Genomic DNA, 18241 nt, shown 5'->3' on the forward strand with positions numbered 1-18241 from the left:
GACGCCACGGCCCCGGAAGCGGTGCCCCACCCCGCACCGGGGTGGGGCACCGGCGTGTCCGGGTGCGGTCGTCCCGGAGGTCCGGGTCCCGCCGGAGCTGCGCCTCCGCCGGGGTTCATCCGCCGCCGGTCAGGCGGGCGGCCCGGGAGGCGGAGCGCCCCGGAGCCGGGCACTCCGACAGCCGGGCGGCGATCCGGGCGGCCCGGTCGAAGCTCTCGCACTCGACGATGGTGTAGCCGGCCAGAACCTCCTGGGTCTGGGGATAGGGTCCGTCGGTCACCACGGGGACCCCGTCACGCAGCTGGAGCCTCCTGGTGTGCACGGGAGCGGCCAGCCCCCGGGCGTCGACGAACTCCCCGGACTCGACCAGCTCCTTGTTCCGGGCCTCCATGAACGCGTGCATCGCCGCCACGTCCTCACCCGGCCAGGCCGGCGCGGTACGGCCCGCCGTGATCGCGCCCGGCCTTCGCCGCCGTCTATTATTTAGACCGATATCGAAGTAAGGGGTGCCGCCGTGACCGCCGCCTTCGACCTGACCGGCCCCCGGTCTCCCACCACCTCAAGGTGCTGCGCACCGCCGGTCTGATCGGCAGCGAGCGTCGCGGCACCTGGGTCTACTACCGGATCGTCTCCGCGGCCGTGGCCCGTCTCGGCGCGCTGTCCACTCCGCTGTCCGAGCCCGCCGGCGTCTGACGCGCCCGCCGTCGTCCGAGGCGTCCGAGGCGCCTGTCGGCCGGTGAGCCCTCCGGTCACCGGAGTTTGCCCGGAGCGCGGACGAAGTCGATCCGGCGGATCAACCCGCCGGTGACGGTGAAGGAGATGACGGTGTCGACCTCGCCGCCGTCGTAGACGGCCACGCCCAGGGCGCCGTTGACGGTGATCGGAGTGAGGACCTGCCCGGGTCCGGCCCTGCTCACGAGGCCGAGCAGGAAGCGGGCGACCCGTTCGGCGCCGTGGACCGGTCTGCGGGCGGCGTTGACCTCGCCGCCGCCGTCGCTGGTGAGCACGGCGTCGGAGTCGAGGACCGCGACGAGGGCGCTCAGCCGCCCGCCCGCCGCGGCGGCCAGGAACCGTTCGACGACCTGACGGTGGTGCTCACGGTCGACGTCGACGCGCGCCGCGCCGACGTGCCTGCGGGCACGGGCGGCGAGCTGGCGGACCGCCGCCGGGGTGCGGCCGACGGCGGCGGCGACGTCCTCGAAGGTCATGCCGAAGAGGTCGTGGAGCACCCACGCGGTGCGTTCGGCCGGGGTGAGCGACTCCAGGACGACGAGCAGCGCGAAGCTGACGGACTCGTCGAGCGCGACCCGGTCCGCGGGGTCCGGCAGGGGGGTCAGCAGGGGTTCGGGGAGCCAGGGACCGGTGTAGGTCTCCCGGCGTACCCGCGCCGACCGCAGCACGTCCGTCGCCGCTCGCGCGACCACCACGGTCGCCCAGGCCCCGACGTCGTGGACGCGGCGCCGCCGGTCGGCGCGGACGAGTTTGAACCAGCATTCGGAGACCACGTCCTCGGCCTCGGACACCGTTCCCAGGATCGCGTAGGCCACCCGGACCAGATGGGAGCGCGCCGCGGCGTAGCCGACCGAGAGCTCGGCCTCCCGGTCGCCGCCCGGCCCGGTCACCGGGCGCCCGGCCGCGCGTCCACGGCCTGAGCGCCTCCGGCCAGGGCGATCCTCATGGGTTCCCCCTCCCGGCGGTCGCCTGACGGCACGGGACTCGGCTGTCCGCGTGTGACATCAGGATGCCGCCGCCCCCGTGGTCGTGAGAATGGCCTGCGAGACCGGCCCGGGGGCGTCGTTCATCGGCACATGACCGGCGCCGGGCAGGACGAGCCGCCGGGTGTGCGGCGGGAGCTGGTCGGTGAACCGGGACTGCCGGGCGAGGAGTACGCGGTCCGAGGCCCCGAAGGCGAGCGTCACCGGCACGGCCACCTCCCGCGCCGCGCGATAGCGGATGGGCCCGGTGGCCCGCAGCGTCGGCAGGAAGCCCGCGCAGCGCCCCATGACGGCGACGTCGCGGATCGCGTCCTCACGGCCGACGGCCTCGGGCCGGGCGAAGAGCTGCCAGAACAGCAGCCTGCGTCCCCATGCCCGGCGCGCCAGCGCGGTGACCGGCCGCGCGCCGAACCGGCACGCGGCCCAGGTCAGGAACAGGCTCACGGTGCAGTACACCGGCTGGTGCCTCCTCCACAGACCGGCCGGGGCCAGCAGGGTCAGCGAGGCGACCGGCCTGAGGCCGGCCAGTTCCAGCGCCACCCACCCGCCGAGCGAGTGCCCGGCGACGTGCGGCGTGTCGAGGCCCCATTCGTCCAGGGCCGCGGCCAGGGCCTCGGCCAGGCGTCGCGGCGTCGGAGCGGAGCCGCCGTCCAGCCCCCCGGAGTCGCCGAAGCCCGGCAGGTCCACCGCGTACACCGTGTGCGAGGCCGTGAGGCGGTCGAGCACCGGCCCCCAGGCCGAGCGGGATGATCCGAGGCCGTGCAGGAGCACCAGCGGGGGTCCCGCGCCGACCTTGGTGAGAGCGAGATCGTTACGGGCCCGCCCGGCCGGAGGGGGAGAGGCGGGGGCGCGGACGGAGTGATCGGTCGTCTTGTGGTCGTGACTCATGCTGCAAAGACGGGATCGAGGCCTCGGAGTGTGACACGGGGCTCGCCGGTGCACCGGGCGCGGCAGTGTATGCCTATGAAGCGGCTAAAAATGACTAATCGGGCAAAATGTCAGGTCGGGTGGCTGTTAGCGTGCCGGCGTACCCGATGATCGCAACCGGACGGCGTCCCGCTTCGTACAGGAGAAATCCCCGTGCCCTTCCCCCGCGCGACGACACGCCGCTTCCGTTTCCGTCGTGGCCTCGCCCTGCCGGCCGCGGCAGCGGTCCTGCTCGGCCTGCTCACCGGTACGGCGGGCGCCGCGGCCCCGGAGCCTCCCCCGGCGAACGCCAAGGCCGACTACCAGCTCGGCGGCGGCTACACGCCGCCGGCCGGGACGCGGATCGTGTCGCGGGACCGGACCGAGGCGCCGGCCGCCGGCCGTTACAACATCTGCTACGTCAACGGCCTGCAGACCCAGCCCCACGAGATCGGCTGGTGGAAGCGCAACCACGCGGCCCTGCTGCTGAAGAGGGGTGGCGCCTACGTCGAGGACGAGGAGTGGGGCGAGCTGATGTTCGACATCCGGACCCCGGCCAAGCGGGCCGCCCTCGCCCGGATCGTCGGAGGCTGGATCGGCGGTTGCGCCGCCAAGGGGTACGACGCCGTCGAGATCGACAACCTGGACACCTTCTCCCGGTCGGGCGGGCTGATCAGGAAGGAGCACGCGCTGGCGTTCGCCGCTCTGCTCATCAGGAGCGCCCACGCCGAGGGCCTGGCGATCGCCCAGAAGAACTCGGCCGGTATCGCCGCGGCGGGCCGCAGGGCGGGCTTCGACTTCGCCGTCGCCGAGGAGTGCGGCCGCTACGACGAGTGCGGCGCCTACGTCCGCGTGTACGGGGCCGATGTGATCGTCGTGGAGTACCGGCGCGCGGACTTCGCCGAGACGTGCGAGCAGTACGGCTCCCGCCTGTCGGTGATGCTGCGCGATGTGCGGCTGCGCAAGGCGGGGCAGCGGGGCTACGTCTACGGCGCCTGCTGAATCGGACGCCCGCTGAACCGGGCGCCGCGGACCGGTGTCCGGGAAACGATGTTGTCCTCCCGTGATCACGGCACTAGGGTGGGACCCGTGACTGCCGGGTCGGCCATGGGCCAAGAGCGAGTGGGGCACCCGGCCGCCGCGTGAGCGCCGGGCGGGCCAGAGGCCCGCCTTCCCGTCCGCGCGTGCCGTGCTCCCGCCTCGCGTCGTCGTTTTCCTCCCCCGCGTGTCCGCGCCGCCTGCCGCGCGCGCCCACGCCGGGCATCCGCGCGTCGTCTCCGCGCATCCGTGAGAGCATCCGCACGCCCGCGCGGGCATTGCACTCATCCGGCGGTGCCGTCCACCGCCGATCTCTCCGGCCGTCCGGACCCTCGGGCCGTGCCGGAAGCCCCTCCCGGTTCTCCACGCCGCGGTCCAGGCCGTCCCGCGGTGAGTCCGTCATGCCCGCGTACGGCCCGCGGATCACCGATCTTTCCCCGAACCCACACAGAAAGCAGACAATTGCCCAACGATTTCAACCAGCAGGTCATTGACGAGTTCCGCGCCAACGGCGGGCGCGTGGGCGGCTACTTCGAAGGGAGCCGCCTGCTGTTGCTGACCACCACCGGGGCGCGCTCCGGCGCCCCGCACACCGTCCCGCTCGGGTACCTGCCCGACGGCGGCGAGCGGGTCCTGGTCATCGCCTCGGCCGGAGGCGCGCCGAAGGACCCGGCCTGGTTCCACAACGTGGTGGCCAACCCCGAGGTCACGGTCGAGGACGGCGTCTTCACCTACCAGGCGCGGGCCGTCGTCCTGCGGGGCGGGGAACGCGACCGCGTCTTCGCCCGTGCGGTCGAGGCCGACCCCGCCTGGGGCGACTACGAGACCAGGGCGGGGCGCGCCCTGCCCGTGGTCGCCCTCCACCAGATCGCGGGCGGGCCGCCGAGCGCGACGTCGTGGGGAGCGGCGCTCAAGCTGATCCACGGCGCCTTCCGGCGGGAGCTGGCCCTGATCCGCAAGGAGGTCGCCGAGGCCGGTCCCGGCCTGGGCGCCCAGCTCAGGGTGAACTGCCTGACCCTCTGCCAGGGGCTGCACAACCACCACACCGGCGAGGACACCATGATGTTCCCCTCGCTCGGCGAGGGCCGTCCCGACCTCGCTCCGATCCTGGAGCGGCTGGGCCGGGAGCACGAGCAGATCGCCGCCCGCCTCGACGAACTGCAGAAGATCCTGTCCGCCGAGACCGCGGACTCCTCGACGCTGCTCCCCGAGGTCGAGCGGCTCATCGACGAGCTGGAGCGCCACCTGGACTACGAGGAGGAACAGCTGATCCCGATCCTCGACGGGCACGCCTGACGTCCGACGCGCCGCGCGGGTCTTTCCCGCCGTACGGCTCGCGCGGCGCGGGTCAGGCGCTCTGCCGGGTGCGCCACCGGGCGAGGATCTCCCGGTCGGAGGCGCGCTCGGCGGGTTCCTGGCGCAGCTGCTCCTCCTCGCTGCGGGCCAGGGGCAGCCACGAGGCGTATTCGGGGTCGCCGGGGGCGATGTCACGGGTGCCGTCGAGCGTGACGCCGTCGGCCAGCGTGGTCGTGGTGGGGACGCGGAGAGCGCCGCCCGGCAGCTTGGTCACCCGCATGACCCCGTCCTTTCCGCCCTCGATCCCGCCGGTCCCGGCTCAGCATAGTCGCCGGGTCGCGGGGGAGGCCAAAAGATCCTGTCCGTCGATCTCCCCTCCGTCATGTCCTGCCCCCTCAGCCGATGCCGTACCGGCCGGCCATCCAGTGATAGATCTCCTCGGCCGCCGCCTCGTCCTCGACCAGGCCGATCAGCCGGGTCACCCGCCGGGTGAGGACGCAGGCGAAGGACTCGGCGAACAGCTCCCCGGCGTCCTGGCGGTAGGGCGGGTGCAGGTACGGGCCCCTGCGGGAGTGCAGCCGGCTCCACCACTCCGAGCCGGAGGGCCTGTCCTCCATGTGGTCCACGGCGTGCCCCAGCTCGTGCCCGCAGACCGACACCGACGGCGAGGGCGCGCTGCCCACGCCGATCCGGCGCCGCCGGGGGTCGTACACCCCCGACGAGCGCTCCCACGCCCCGGCCTGCACGGGCAGCGGCACGCCCCGGAGCCATCCGAAGCCGGGAAGGTCCGGGACGGCCCCGGGGCCGATGACGACGCCGCCGCTCAGGTGGACGGCCAGCCGTACGGACAGGGCGCGGGGCAGGGCCGACAGGGTCAGGACCGCCAGGAGCGTCTCGGCCGGCGGGAAGGTGCCGGGGTCCCAGTGGCGTCTCAGGCGGGGCTCCAGGGGGCCGACGTGCAGCCAGCCCGGACGTCCTGTGCTGTGGTCGGCCACTGTGGCGGCGTCCTCCTGCGCTGTCACATCGGATCGGCCCGGGGAGCGGCCGTACGGCTCGCCGGGAACGGCGACAGATTGTTAATCTACACTGTAAAGGCGCTCTTTCAGGAAAAATCCAAAGATCAATCATCCTGCTGTTCCCCGGCCTCGAGAACAAGCTCCTCGCCCCACAACCGCCGCATCTCCGGGCAGTCGCGCAGCAACTCGCCGAGACGGCCCCGGCCGACGACCCGGCCGCGGTCGAGCACGATGATCTGGTCGGCCCGTTCGAGCGCCGCCCGCCGGTGCGAGACCACCAGGAGCGTGCCGGGGCCGCTGCCGTCGCGGGCGGCGCCGGCGATCCGCTCCCACAGCAGCCGCTCGGTCCCGGCGTCCAGCGCGGAGGACAGGTCGTCGACCACGAGCAGGTCCGGCGCCCGCGCCAGCGCCCGCGCGGCGGTGGCACGCTGGATCTGACCGCCCGACAGCCGCACCCCGCGGGGTCCGACGACCGTGTCCAGCCCCTGCGCCATCTCGGCCAGGTCCCCGTCCAGGACCGCCAGCCTCAGCGCGGTGTCCAGATGCTCCTCGGACCGGCCGAGCAGCAGGTTCTCCCGCAGGGAGGCCGACAGCAGCCGGGGGACCTGCCCGGCGTAGGCGGCCCGGCCCGGGACCAGGAACGTCCCGGGGTCGTCGACGCGACGGCCGTTCCAGGTGATCGTCCCGGAGTCGAGCGGCACCAGGCCGAGCAGGGCGCGCACCAGGGTCGTCTTGCCCGACCCGACGGCGCCGGTGACCACGGTGAACGACCCCCGCGTGATCCGCAGACCGGCCCCGTGCAGGCCGCGGCCGCTCCCGCCGAACCGCACGGTCAGCCCGCGCCCCTCGACGGCGTCGAGGGGGTCGTCGTGTTCCGGCGGCGGGGGCACGGCGGGCGGGGACCCGCCGCGGAACCAGACGGCGGTGTCCCGGGTCAGGTCGCGGGAGTCCTCGTGCGGGGCCATCAGCCGGCTGAGCCGCCCGGTGGCGACCACGGCCCGGGGCAGGCGGTGGAGCACCGCGCCGACGGTGCGCGGCAGCGCCGTCAGCCAGCTGACGTAGGCGGTGAACAACGCCAGGTCGCCCACCGTGAAGTCGCCGCGGCGCATCGCCGGAGCGGCGAGCAGCAGGATCAGGCCGATGCCGATCTCGACGGTCGCCCCGGTCGTGGTCTCCATCAGGCCGGTGGCCAGCCGGTCCTTGACGGCGGCCGTGCGCCGCCTGCGGTTGTGCTCGCGCAGGCGCTCCAGCACGGCCTCCTCGGCCCCGGCGGTCTTGATCGCCAGGATGCCGCCGAAGATCTCGCCGATGGAGGCCGTGACGGCCGCGCCGAGCGTCCTGGCGCGAAGGTGCAGCCGCCGGACCGCCTCGTTCGCCAGCCGGCTGACGAGGCCGACCGCGATCATCGGGACGACGAGCGCCACGGTGATGACGGGGTCGATCGACCCCATGATCGCCAGAGCCGCGACGCCGAACAGCGTCGCACCGGCCAGGGAGACGCTCTCGTCGGTGAAGTCGACCAGGTCGCCCACGTCGTCGCGGAACCGCGAGAGGGACTCCCCGGAGGAGTGCGGCAACCGGGCCGCGGCGGGACCGCGCGCGGTGAGGAGCGAGCGCAGCACGTTGGCACGCAGGACGGTCGCCGCGGCGTTCCACCAGTAGTCCCCGTACGACCAGGCGACGACGATCGTCAGGCCGCGGACCGCCTCCACGCCCACGAACGCCGCGCACAGCCACAGCGACTGCTCCAGGTCGGCGGCGCGGTACCCGCCGATCTGGTCGAAGAGCCGTTGCAGCAGCAGCCCGCCGCCGATCGGGATGACGCCGGCCGGCATCCACAGCAGGGCGCCGACCAGATAGCGGCGCAGGTCGAATCCGGCCAGCCGGGCGGCGACCCGCAGTGCGCGCCTCACCCGGCCGCCCTCGCCCGGCCGGGCCTCGGCGAGCCTTCCCCGATCGTCCCTTCCGCGTCCCGTCGTCTCGCCCTCACCCGGACGGATCTCACCGGAGCTCATCGGGCCGCCCCCGCCAGGCGCAGCATGCGGGCGAAGCGGCTGTCGGGGTCGGCGGCGAGGTCCTCGCGGCGGCCGTACTCGAGGATCCGGCCGTCGCCGACGACGGCGATCTTGTCCACCCGGGACAGGGAGGACAGCCGGTGCGCGATGAGCACCGCGGTCCGGCCGGTGAGCAGCCGCTCGACGCTCCGCTCGATCCGGCGCTCGGTGGCCGGGTCGAGCCGGCTGGAGGGCTCGTCCAGCACGACGAGCCCGGGGTCGGCGAGGAAGGCCCGCGCGAGCGCCAGCAGTTGCGCCTCACCGGCGGAGACCCCGGCGGGGGCGTCGGCGGGGACACCGGTGGCAGGGGCGTCGGCGGGGACGGCGCCGCCCAGCACGGTGTCGAGCCCGCGGGGCAGAGCGGCCAGCCAGTCGCCGAGGCCGACCCCGGCCAGGACCTCGCGGAGCCGGTCGTCATCGGCCGAGGGGCGAAAAAGCGTCAGGTTGTCGCGGACGCTGGCGGCGAACAGCTGCACGTCCTGGGTGACGACGCACATCCTCCGGCGGATCGAGGCGGGGTCGGCCTCGCGCAGATCCAGCCCGCCGACCCGGACGACGCCCTCGACGGGGTCGTACAGGCGCAGCACCAGCCGGGCGAGGGTCGTCTTGCCGCTGCCGGTACGGCCCACCAGGCCGAGCCTCTCGCCGGGCGCCAGGCAGAGGGTGACATCCGACAGGACCTTCTCCCCCTCGCGGGCATCCCGGTCGTAGGCGAAGCCCACACCGTCGAGCCGCAGGCCGAGCGGGCCGGTGGCGGGCAGCGGGCGGGGGTCGGCGGGCGCGGGCAGCGTACGCGGCTCGGCCAGCAGGGCGCCGATGCGCGAGATGCCGGCCAGCGCCGTCTGGTACCGCCTGAGCTGGTCGATCAGCCGCTCGAACGGGGCGCGCACCATCAGCGTGTACTGGAACAGCAGGACGGCGGTGCCGACCGTGACGATCCCGGACATCCGGCCCCAGGCGGCCAGGCCGAGCGCGATGGCGGTCCCGGCCGCGAAGGCCACGCCCGTGCCCGCCAGCAGGCTGCTGCCGACCCGGTCGCTGCGGAACTCCGCCCGGTGCAGGGCGGCGGCGGACTGGTGGAATCGCCTGACGGAGTGCTCGCCCGCGCCGTTGGCGCGGATGTCCTCGACCGCGGTCAGCCGCTCCTCCAGGCCGCCGAACAGCGTCGCGCTCTCCCGGCGCGCGCGGGCGGCCGAGGGGACGGCGAGCCGCTGGGCGCGGGCCATGCCGTACCCGGCCAGCGCGCAGTAGGCCGTCAGCGCGCCGCCCAGGCGCGGGTCGACGGTGAACACGATGACGAGCACGCCGGCCAGCAACAGGACGCCGGCCACCACGTCCAGCAGGAACGCCACGGCGAACTCGGTGACGGCGACCACGTCGCCGTCCACCCGCTCGATCATCTCGCCGGGCGTGTGGCGGCCGTGGAAGGCCATGTCGAGACCGAGGGCGTGCTCGGCGAGTCTCTCCCGCAGGCGGTCGGTGCCGTCCCAGGCCAGCCGGCCGGCCAGCCAGGCGGTGAGCGTCCGGGCGGCCTGCCCCGCGACGGCGACCGCGAGGTAGCCCAGGGCGATCAGCGTCAGCCGGCCGGTGCCGGCCCCGGCGGCGGCGTCGTCGACGAAACGGCGGGTGAACTGGGGCGCCGCCAGCGGCAGCGCCGTGGCGGCCGCGATCGCCACGGCGAGGGCCGCCGCGGAGCGCCGCCCCGGAAGCAGGGCGCGCAGGACCCGGTACCGGGCCCGTCCGGCCCGGGTGGAGTCGGCCATCGCTCAGGCCCTCCCGCTCAGGTGCAGCAGGTACTCCTTGCGGTTGAGCGGGTTGCGGTCCGTCCGCGGCCGGGACGGGGCCGCGCCGGAGACCGGCTCGTAGCGGTCGAACGCGCACTCCAGCACGCCCTCGCCGCGGGTCAGCCCCGGCAGCCGCTGCTGCAGCTCGTGCACCCGGGCCGCCGGGATCCCGCCCTCCAGCAGGCAGGCGGGTCCGTCGGTCACCGTCGTGCGCGGTACGGCGCGCAGCCGCGCCAGCACGGGCAGGACCAGCCCGAGCGTGTCGGCCGGGATCTCCAGGTGGAAGCGGTGGACCGGCTCGCACACGACGGTGCCGGCGCGCTTGAGCGCGCTCATCAGGACCAGCGGCGTCAGCAGGCGGAAGTCCCTGGCGGTGCTCGTCGGGGAGGTGTAGCCGGAGTGCGTCACGGTGACCGTGCAGTCGACGACCCGCCATCCGCGCAGGCCCTGGCCCAGGGTCTCCAGTACGGTGTCCCGCATCGCCGCGCGGAAATCCTCGGTCGTCTTGTAGATGTGCAGCGGCACCGACTCGACCTTGACGTCCGTCAGGAACCGCACGCCGGTGCCGGGCGGGGCCGGTTCGATCCGCAGCCCGACCGTGGCCGGGAACGGGTTGCCCGCCCGGCCGAGGATCTCGACGGCCTCCCCGGCGCCGGCGGGCCGCTCGACGCAGATCGCCGTGGTCTCGCGGAAGCCGGCGTCGAGGCCGAAGTCGGCGGCCAGGGTCTCCTGGATGACCTCCTTCTGCACCTCGCCGTAGAGCGAGACGGAGGTCTCCCGCCGGATGTCGTCGTGCCGCAGGTTGATCAGCGGATCCTGCTCGGCGAGCCGGGCGAGCGCGGCGTGCAGCGCGGCGCCCTGCTCGGGGCGGCGGGGCACGACGACGGTCTCCAGGGTCGGCGGGGCGAAGTGGCGCCGCCGCCCGGCCGCCCGGGGAGCGCCGACCGTGTCGCCGATCCGGGCGCCGGTCAGGCCCCAGATCTTCGCGATCCGTCCCGCGGTGAGCGTGGCACGCGGTACGGCCGCGCCGCGCTCGAAGACGTGGATCGCGGTGACCTTGGCCTCGCCGTCCCCGGCGCCCCTCCCGGTCGCGCCGTTCTGTCCGTCCTTCCCGTCCTCGCCCTCCCCGTCCTCGCCGTCCCGGCCGAGTCGCAGCCGGTCGCGCACGTGGACGCTTCCGGAGAACAGGCGTACATAGGCGATCTTCTCGCCGGCGGTCCCGCGGTCGATCTTGAACACGGTGCCGGAGGCGGGGGCTCCGTCGTCCGCACCGGCGGCGGGCAGCAGGCGGACGATCGCACGGGTCAGCTCCCGCACGCCCGCACCGGTGATCGCCGAGCCGAGGAACACCGGGTGCGCCACGGCCCGCCCGGTCTGCGCGGCCAGTTCCCCGAGCAACCGGTCGTACGGCAGCGGCGTGCCGTCGAGGCAGGCGGCCAGCACGGCCTGGTCGTGCTCGGCCAGGGTCTCGGCCAGCCGGGTGGCGAAGGCGTCGCCGGTCGGGTCGTACGGGGTGGGCGCGCCGCCGGTCCGGCCGGAGGCGGTGGGCGCGCCGTCGGCGGGGCCGTACGGGGCGGATCTGCGGTCGGTGGGGCCGTACGGGACGAAGGCGGCCTCGCGCGTGCCCGGACCGCGCACCGTGCCCATGGCGACGGCGGCCGGGGTCAGCTTCCGGTCGACGTCCCGCAGGACCCGTACCGGGTCCGCCCCGGCGCGGTCGATCTTGTTGACGAAGATCAGCGTGGGGACGCGGAGTCTCTGCAGGGCGCGTGCCAGCAGGCGGGTCTGCGCCTGCACGCCCTCCACGGCGGAGACCACCAGGACGGCTCCGTCGAGCACGTCCAGCACCCGTTCCACCTCGGCGACGAAGTCGGGGTGGCCGGGGGTGTCGATCAGGTTGACCGTGACGTCGCCGACGGCGAAGGACGCCACCGCGGACTTGATGGTGATGCCGCGCCGGCGCTCCAGCGCCAGCGTGTCGGTCTGGGTGGTGCCGTCATCGACGCTGCCGACCTCGTCGATGACCCCGGCGGCGTGCAGCAGCCGCTCGGTCAGGCTGGTCTTACCGGCGTCTACATGCGCCACGATCCCAAGGTTGAGCGTATGCACGAAGCGTCATGTCCTCTGGATGGATGAAGGTCTGTTCGCGGATGGACATGTACGCTCGCCGCATTTCAGCTCCCCTTGCTCGATCTTCCTCCATCGCGAGTACAACAAGCCGGGACCCGGCGGGACAACTGGTTTATCCGGAGCCGTCGCCGGCGCGGGGGCCCGGACGGCCGGCTCAGCCGACGATGACCTGTTCCTCGGGCAGTTCGTAGCGGCGCACCCGGGTCCGCAGCGCCAGGGCGGAGAAAAGCGTGGCCGGGCCCACCCGGCCGGCGAACATCAGCAGGGCGACCAGGAGCTGCCCGGCCGGGGTGAGGGCGGCGGTGATGCCGGTGGACAGGCCCACCGTGGCGAAGGCCGAGATCGTCTCGAACAGCAGCTTGTCCAGGCTGTGCGGGGTGATGGCCAGCAGCACGTAGGTGGAGACGATGACCAGGGCCACCGACAGCAGGGCGATGGTCAGCGCCTGGCGCTGCACGGCGGCGGTCAGGCGGCGGTGACCGGCGTTGACGCGGGTCTCGCCGCGCAGCTCTGCCCACAGCACGTAGGCCAGCACGGCGAAGGTGGTGACCTTGATGCCGCCGGCGGTGCCGGCGCTGCCGCCGCCGATGAACATCAGCATGTCGGTGGCCAGCCAGCTGGTGGGCTCCATCGCCGCGACGTCCAGGCTGTTGAACCCGGCGGTGCGCGGCATCACCCCGGTGAAGAACCCCGCCAGCAGCTTGCCGGGCACGTCCATCGGCCCCAGCGTCCGGGGGTTGCCCCATTCGGTGATCGTGAACACCAGGAAACCGGCGAGCAGCAGTGCCGCGGTGACGACCACGGTGATACGGGTCAGCACCGACCAGCTGCGGGGGTGGCGCCAGGAACGGAACAGCTCGAACACCACAGGGAAGCCCAGGCCGCCGATGACGACGCCGGCGGCGATGGGCAGGCAGATCCACGCGTCGGTGGCGAAGCGCACCAGGTTGTCGGGCCACAGGCCGAAGCCGGCGTTGTTGAAGGCCGAGACGGCGTGGAACAGGCCCAGGTAGGCGGCCCGGCCGAGCTGCTCGCCGTACCCGGTCGCGAAGCGGATCGTGAGCACGGTGGCGATGACCGCCTCGGTGGCGAGGCTGAACAGCACCACGTTGCGGATCACCCGGCGCAGGTCGGCCGGCTGCAGGGTCTTGGTCTCGGCCTGGGCCCACATGCGGGCCCGCAGTCCCAGCCGTCCGGAGATCATCACCGCGAACAGGGTGGCCAGCGTCATGATGCCCAGGCCGCCGGCCTGGATCAGCAGCATGATGGTCACCTCGCCGAAGGCCGACCAGTGACCACCGGTGTCGACCACCACCAGGCCGGTGACGCACACCGCCGACACCGCGGTGAACAGCGCGTCGATCAGCCTCGTCGGCTCGCCGGACTCGCCGGCCAGGGGGCTGGCCAGCAGGGCGGTGCCGATGCCCGCCGCGACGGCGAACGCGGTGACGATGATCTGGGCGGGGTGATGGAAGCGGTCCAGCACGGACTGGGCGGTGGGGCGACGGATCACCCGCCCTATCCTGCCGGTGCGTCCGGGCCCCCGGCGCGGTGACTCCCCGGCCGGGGGTGCGAGGATCGGTGGTCGAGCACCGAGCACTACCAGAACCACCACCGACTGCTCCCAGAATCACCACCGGCCGGCCCGGGTCTCCGCGCCGGCCGGGCACGGAAAGGCATGTGAGATGGCTCCGAAGATCGCGACCGCGCGCCGGGTCGAGCTGCCCGAACTGCTGGACTTCCTGCGCCCCCGGCACCACGGCCTGCTGTCGACCACGAGGGCCGACGGGCGGCCGCAGCTGTCCCCGGTCACCTGCGGGGTCGACGGGCAGGGGCGGATCGTGGTCTCCACCTATCCGGAGCGCGCCAAGACCCGCAACGCCCGGCGCGACGAGCGGGCCTCGATCTGCGTGCTGTCCGACGACTGGGACGGCCCCTGGGCGCAGGTGGACGGGCACGCCGAGGTGCTGGACATGCCCGAGGCCCTCGACGCGCTCGTGGACTACTACCGGTGCATCGCCGGTGAGCACCCCGACTGGGACGAGTACCGCGCCGCCATGCTGCGCCAGGGCAAGTCCCTGATCCGCATCCGCATCGACCGCTGGGGGCCCATCGCGACCGGCGGCTTCCCGGCCCGCCTGGTCCCCGGCGACTGAGACTCAGGCCGGATCCCGGCGACCCCGCCCTCCGGGGGCCGCGGGTGCCTGTGGTATCTGCTGGTATTCGCTGATATCCGCTGGTCGGACAGCGATCGCACGACGGCGTCCGCGGTGTCGCACCCGCCGGACGCGTGGAACGGACGGAGCACGATGGAGCTGCTGCCTTTCGACCCGGCGCACGCGGCCGTGGTCGCGGGCTGGGCGGCCTCCTCCCGGGAGGTCGCGATGTGGTGCGGGCACGAGGGCTTCCCCCTTTCCCCGGAGGTCGTCGCGGGCTGGGGGACGGCCGAGGACGTCCGGGCCCGCACGCTCGTCGAGGACGGGGACCTGCTCGGCTACGGCGAGCTGTGGATCGATGAGGAGGCCGGCGAGGTCGAACTCGCCCGGATCATCGTGGCGCCGCAGACCCGGGACCGGGGGATCGGGCGGCGCCTGGTGCGGAAGCTGACCGCGCTGGCGCGGGAGTCGGGCCACACCGAGATCTTCATGCGGGTGCACCCGGACAACGACAGGGCACTGCGGTGCTACCGGCAGGCGGACTTCGTACCGGTCGGCGACGCTCAGGCCGCGGAGTGGAACGCCGGCCAGCCGGTCGAGTACATCTGGCTGCGCCACGCCGATCCCCAGGACACCGGGGCCGGGGACGCCCGGTCCGACGACACCGTGTGAAGGAGCCCGATGCGCCGTACCCCGACGTTGCTCATCGCCAACCGCGGGGAGGTGGCCGTGCGCGTCGCGCGTGCGGCCGCCGACCTGGGCTGGCGTTCGGTCGCGGTCCACTCCGACGATGACGCGCGGTCGCTGCACGTGCTGCACGCCGACGAGGCGCGGCCTCTGCCGGGGCGGGGCGCCGCGGCCTACCTGGACACGGGACGGGTGCTGGAGGCGGCGGCCGGGGCGGGGGCCACGCACCTGCACCCGGGGTACGGCTTCCTCAGCGAGAGCGCCGAGTTCGCCCGGCGCTGCGGTGAGGCGGGGATCGTCTTCGTCGGGCCCTCGCCGGAGACGCTGGAGGTCTTCGGCGACAAGGCGGCGGCCCGCGCCCTGGCCGGGCGGGTGGGGGTTCCCGTCGCGCCGGGCACGGCGCGGGCCACCACGCTGGAGGAGGCCGAGGCGTTCACGGCCTCGCTGGAGGGCCGCGCCGTGGTGGTCAAGGCGCTGGCGGGCGGCGGCGGACGCGGCATGCGGGTCGTGCGGGACCGGGCCGGTCTCGCGGCGGCCTACGCCGCGGCCGGTGCCGAGGCCCTGGCCGCCTCCGGCGAGGGTGACCTCTACGTGGAGGCGCTCGTCGAGAACGCGCGGCACATCGAGGTGCAGATCGTCGGTGACGGCGACCGCGTGGCGCACCTGTGGGAACGCGACTGCACCGTGCAACGCCGCCACCAGAAGCTGCTGGAGTTCGCGCCCGCCCCGGCCCTCGACCCCGGCCTGCGGGCGGAGCTGATCGAGGCGGCCCTGCGGCTGGCCGGCGCCGTCCGGTACGAGGGGCTGGGCACCGTCGAGTTCCTCCTCGGGCCCGACGGCCGGTTCTTCTTCATCGAGGCCAACCCCCGCCTGCAGGTCGAGCACACCGTCACCGAGGAGCTGACCGGGGTCGACCTGGTGATCTCCCAGCTGCGGCTCGCCGACGGCGCCACGCTGGGCGAGCTGGGACTGGACGACCGTCTCGACCCCTCCCTGCCGCCTCCGGACGGCGCGGCCGTACAGCTGCGCGTCACCATGGACGACCCGTCATCCGGTGGGAGGGCGGGCGTCCCGGGGGTCCCGGGCGGGACGCTTCAGGCCTTCGAGCCGCCCGGTGGCCCGGGTCTGCGGGTCGACACCTTCGCCTACACCGGGTTCACCCCCGGTACGGGCTTCGACCCCCTGCTCGCCAAGCTGGTCGTCTCCCGCCGGGGAAACGACTTCGAGGCGCTGGTACGGCGGGCGGCGCGGGCGCTGGCCGAGTTCCGCGTCGAGGGGGTGCCGACCAACATCGCCCTGCTGCGCGCCGTACTCGACCGGCCGGAGATCCGCAGGGCGGAGGTGACGACGGCCTGGCTGGAGGAGCACCTGCCCGAACTGGTCGCCGCCGGCCGGGACCTGCCGCCGGGACGCTTCTTCGCCGGCCGTACCGAGGAGACGCCGTCCGCTGCGGCGTCCACTGCGGCGTCCACTGCGGCGTCCGTGACCGGGGACGGGAACGGGCAGGAGATCACCGCACCGCCGGGGACCGTGGCGGTGAGCGCGCCCACCTCCGGCGTCGTGGCCGCCGTCGAGGCGCGGCCGGGCGCGGTCGTACGGGCCGGTCAGGTTCTGGCGGTCCTGGAGGCCATGAAGATGCACTTCGCGGTCGAGGCGCCGGTGAGCGGGCGGGTCCGCGAGCTGGCCGCCGCGCCCGGCGACACGATCGCCGGCGGACGGCCCGTGCTGTTCCTGGAGCCGCTCGGTGAGTACGGAGACGATCCCGGCCTGCCCGCCGCGCCCGAGCGGGACCTGGACCGCGTCCGCCCCGGCCTGCAGGAGGTGCGCCGCCGCTGGGAGCTGACGTGGGACGCGGCCCGGCCGGAGGCGGTGGCCGCCCGGCACGAGCGGGGCCACCGCAGCGCCCGGGAGAACGTGGCCGCCCTGCTGGACGCCGGCAGCCTCAACGAGTACGGCGCCTTCGCCCTCGCGGCCCAGCGCCGCCGCCGCAGCGAGGAGGAGCTGCTGCGGCGCAGCCCGGCCGACGGCCTGATCACCGGCGTCGGCACGGTCAACGCCGACCTGTTCGGCGACCGGGTGACCTGCGCCGTGGCGGCCTACGACTACACCGTCCTGGCGGGCACGCAGGGCTACAACAACCATCGCAAGCTGGACCGCCTCATCGAGCTGGCCGGCCGGTGGAGGTGGCCGCTGGTGCTGCTGGCCGAGGGTGGGGGAGGGCGCCCCGGCGACACCGACGCCCCCTGGGTCTCGGCCCTCGACACCACCTCGTTCGTGCGCTTCGCGGCCCTGAGCGGCCGGGTGCCGCTGGTCGGCGTCGTCAACGGCCGCTGCTTCGCCGGCAACGCCGCGCTGCTGGGGTGCTGCGACGTCATCATCGCCACCCGCGGCGCGACGATCGGCATGGGCGGCCCCGCCATGATCGAGGGAGGCGGGCTGGGGACCTACCTGCCCGAGGAGATCGGCCCGGTGAGCGTGCAGGCCCCCAACGGCGTGTGCGACATCGTGGTCGACGACGAGGAGCAGGCGGTGGAGACCGCGCGGCGCTACCTGTCGTACTTCCAGGGCGATCTCGCCGAGTGGTCGTGCGCCGACCAGCGCGAGCTGCGTTTCCTGCTGCCGGAGGACCGCAAACGCGTCTACGACGTGCGCCGGGTGCTCGCCGCGCTGGCCGACACCGGTTCGGTGCTGGAGCTGCGGGAGTCCTTCGCCCCCGGGATGATCACCGCGCTGGCGCGTTTCGAGGGCCGGCCGTTCGGGGTGCTGGCCAACGACCCCGCCGTCGTCGGCGGGGCGATCACGGCGCAGGGCGCCGACAAGGCCGCCCGCTTCCTCAACCTGTGCGAGGCGCACCGGCTGCCTGTGCTCTCGCTGGTGGACACGCCCGGTTTCATGGTCGGGCCCGAGTCCGAGCGGGAGGCGGCCGTGCGGCACGTCTCCCGGATGTTCCTGCGCGCGGCGAAGCTGACGGTCCCGCTGTTCAGCGTGGTCCTGCGCAAGGGGTACGGCCTGGGCGCCCAGGCCATGACGGGCGGCGCCTTCCACTCCCCGGAGCTGAACGTCGCCTGGCCCACCGGGGAGTTCGGCGGCATGGGCCTGGAGGGCGCCGTACGGCTGTCGATGCGGCGTGAGCTGGCGGCCGTCGCCGATCCGGCCGAGCGGGAGAAGCTCTTCCAGGACATGGTCGCCCTCGCCTACGAGCAGGGCAGGGCCGTCAACGTCGCGGCGCACCTGGAGATCGACGCGGTGATCGATCCCGCCGAGACGCGGCAGTGGCTGGGCCGGGCCCTGCGCGCCTCGCCCGTGCCGCCGGACAGGGGTGAGGGGGTGTTCGTCGACGCCTGGTGACGGGACGGCGGGCTCGCCGGGACCCGGGACCTCGCTGGGGCCGCGGGCCGCCGGGACCCGGGGCGGGGCTGGGCTGCGGGCCCGCCGGGACGGGCTGGAGTCCGGGTGTGG

15 protein-coding genes are annotated in these 18241 nt (G+C 74.3%); 6 read left to right on the forward strand and 9 right to left on the reverse strand.

Going from position 1 to position 18241, the window contains the following annotated elements; genetic code table 11:
- Positions 1–115: 115 nt before the first annotated feature.
- Positions 116–412, reverse strand: a complete 297-nt coding sequence (locus tag Pta02_RS36695; RefSeq protein WP_275423647.1) for a YciI family protein — start codon at positions 410–412, stop codon at positions 116–118.
- Positions 413–564: 152 nt separating this feature from the next.
- Between Pta02_RS36695 and Pta02_RS36700 the strand changes: the two genes are divergently transcribed.
- Positions 565–693, forward strand: coding sequence for a hypothetical protein (locus Pta02_RS36700; protein ID WP_307837518.1), 129 nt, complete (start codon positions 565–567; stop codon positions 691–693).
- 56 nt (positions 694–749) lie between these two features.
- Here the strand turns inward: Pta02_RS36700 and sigJ are convergent, their stop codons facing one another.
- Together sigJ and Pta02_RS36710 are read right to left on the reverse strand one after the other, a co-directional pair.
- Positions 750–1622, reverse strand: coding sequence for an RNA polymerase sigma factor SigJ (sigJ, locus tag Pta02_RS36705; RefSeq protein ID WP_203879625.1), 873 nt, complete (start codon positions 1620–1622; stop codon positions 750–752).
- 114 nt (positions 1623–1736) lie between these two features.
- A complete protein-coding gene (locus Pta02_RS36710; protein WP_203879626.1) occupies positions 1737–2603 on the reverse strand; it encodes an alpha/beta fold hydrolase in 867 nt (288 codons plus the stop codon).
- 192 nt (positions 2604–2795) lie between these two features.
- Here Pta02_RS36710 and Pta02_RS36715 point away from each other — a divergent pair, with 192 nt between their 5' ends.
- Positions 2796–3623 carry an endo alpha-1,4 polygalactosaminidase gene (locus Pta02_RS36715; protein WP_203879627.1) on the forward strand — a complete coding sequence of 276 codons (828 nt, stop codon included), beginning with the start codon at positions 2796–2798 and terminating at the stop codon, positions 3621–3623.
- Positions 3624–4121: 498 nt separating this feature from the next.
- Positions 4122–4955 carry a nitroreductase/quinone reductase family protein gene (locus Pta02_RS36720; protein ID WP_203879628.1) on the forward strand — a complete coding sequence of 278 codons (834 nt, stop codon included), beginning with the start codon at positions 4122–4124 and terminating at the stop codon, positions 4953–4955.
- A gap of 52 nt (positions 4956–5007) precedes the next feature.
- Here the strand turns inward: Pta02_RS36720 and Pta02_RS36725 are convergent, their stop codons facing one another.
- From Pta02_RS36725 to Pta02_RS36750, 6 genes are all read right to left on the reverse strand, one after another.
- The gene (locus tag Pta02_RS36725) at positions 5008–5235 is read right to left on the reverse strand and encodes a hypothetical protein (protein ID WP_203879629.1); all 228 of its coding nucleotides are present in this window, start codon (positions 5233–5235) and stop codon (positions 5008–5010) included.
- A 115-nt stretch (positions 5236–5350) separates the two neighbouring features.
- The gene (locus Pta02_RS36730; protein WP_203879630.1) at positions 5351–5950 is read right to left on the reverse strand and encodes a hypothetical protein; all 600 of its coding nucleotides are present in this window, start codon (positions 5948–5950) and stop codon (positions 5351–5353) included.
- Positions 5951–6075: 125 nt separating this feature from the next.
- Positions 6076–7884: an ABC transporter transmembrane domain-containing protein gene (locus tag Pta02_RS36735; RefSeq protein WP_203879631.1), complete on the reverse strand. Its 1809-nt coding sequence runs from the start codon at positions 7882–7884 to the stop codon at positions 6076–6078.
- Between the two features lie 98 nt (positions 7885–7982).
- Positions 7983–9788 (reverse strand): ABC transporter ATP-binding protein, encoded by a 1806-nt coding sequence (locus Pta02_RS36740; protein ID WP_203879632.1) that lies wholly within the window; start codon positions 9786–9788, stop codon positions 7983–7985.
- Positions 9789–9791: 3 nt separating this feature from the next.
- Complete coding sequence (locus Pta02_RS36745; RefSeq protein WP_203879633.1) at positions 9792–11918, reverse strand: elongation factor G; 2127 nt, start codon at positions 11916–11918, stop codon at positions 9792–9794.
- 175 nt (positions 11919–12093) lie between these two features.
- On the reverse strand, positions 12094–13452 hold the full coding sequence (locus Pta02_RS36750) for a TrkH family potassium uptake protein (protein ID WP_203879634.1): 1359 nt from the start codon (positions 13450–13452) through the stop codon (positions 12094–12096).
- A gap of 172 nt (positions 13453–13624) precedes the next feature.
- Here Pta02_RS36750 and Pta02_RS36755 point away from each other — a divergent pair, with 172 nt between their 5' ends.
- The 3 genes from Pta02_RS36755 (at position 13625) to Pta02_RS36765 (ending at position 18130) form a co-directional block, all read left to right on the forward strand.
- Positions 13625–14095 (forward strand): PPOX class F420-dependent oxidoreductase, encoded by a 471-nt coding sequence (locus Pta02_RS36755; protein WP_203879635.1) that lies wholly within the window; start codon positions 13625–13627, stop codon positions 14093–14095.
- A gap of 153 nt (positions 14096–14248) precedes the next feature.
- A complete protein-coding gene (locus Pta02_RS36760; RefSeq protein WP_203879636.1) occupies positions 14249–14767 on the forward strand; it encodes a GNAT family N-acetyltransferase in 519 nt (172 codons plus the stop codon).
- 9 nt (positions 14768–14776) lie between these two features.
- The gene (locus tag Pta02_RS36765; RefSeq protein WP_203879637.1) at positions 14777–18130 is read left to right on the forward strand and encodes an acetyl-CoA carboxylase family protein; all 3354 of its coding nucleotides are present in this window, start codon (positions 14777–14779) and stop codon (positions 18128–18130) included.
- The last annotated feature ends 111 nt before the right edge of the window (positions 18131–18241 follow it).

Source organism: Paraplanobispora takensis, assembly GCF_016863195.1.
GTDB lineage: Bacteria > Actinomycetota > Actinomycetes > Streptosporangiales > Streptosporangiaceae > Planobispora > Planobispora takensis.

Excerpts from the sequence above, each read along its gene's own strand:
- Pta02_RS36710 (WP_203879626.1), bottom strand. The coding sequence starts at position 2,603 with ATGAGTCACGACCACAAGACGACCGATCACTCCGTCCGCGCCCCCGCC.
- Pta02_RS36755 (WP_203879635.1), top strand. The coding sequence starts at position 13,625 with ATGGCTCCGAAGATCGCGACCGCGCGCCGGGTCGAGCTGCCCGAACTG.
- Pta02_RS36725 (WP_203879629.1), bottom strand. The coding sequence starts at position 5,235 with ATGCGGGTGACCAAGCTGCCGGGCGGCGCTCTCCGCGTCCCCACCACG.
- Pta02_RS36765 (WP_203879637.1), top strand. The coding sequence starts at position 14,777 with ATGCGCCGTACCCCGACGTTGCTCATCGCCAACCGCGGGGAGGTGGCC.
- Pta02_RS36740 (WP_203879632.1), bottom strand. The coding sequence starts at position 9,788 with ATGGCCGACTCCACCCGGGCCGGACGGGCCCGGTACCGGGTCCTGCGC.
- Pta02_RS36760 (WP_203879636.1), top strand. The coding sequence starts at position 14,249 with ATGGAGCTGCTGCCTTTCGACCCGGCGCACGCGGCCGTGGTCGCGGGC.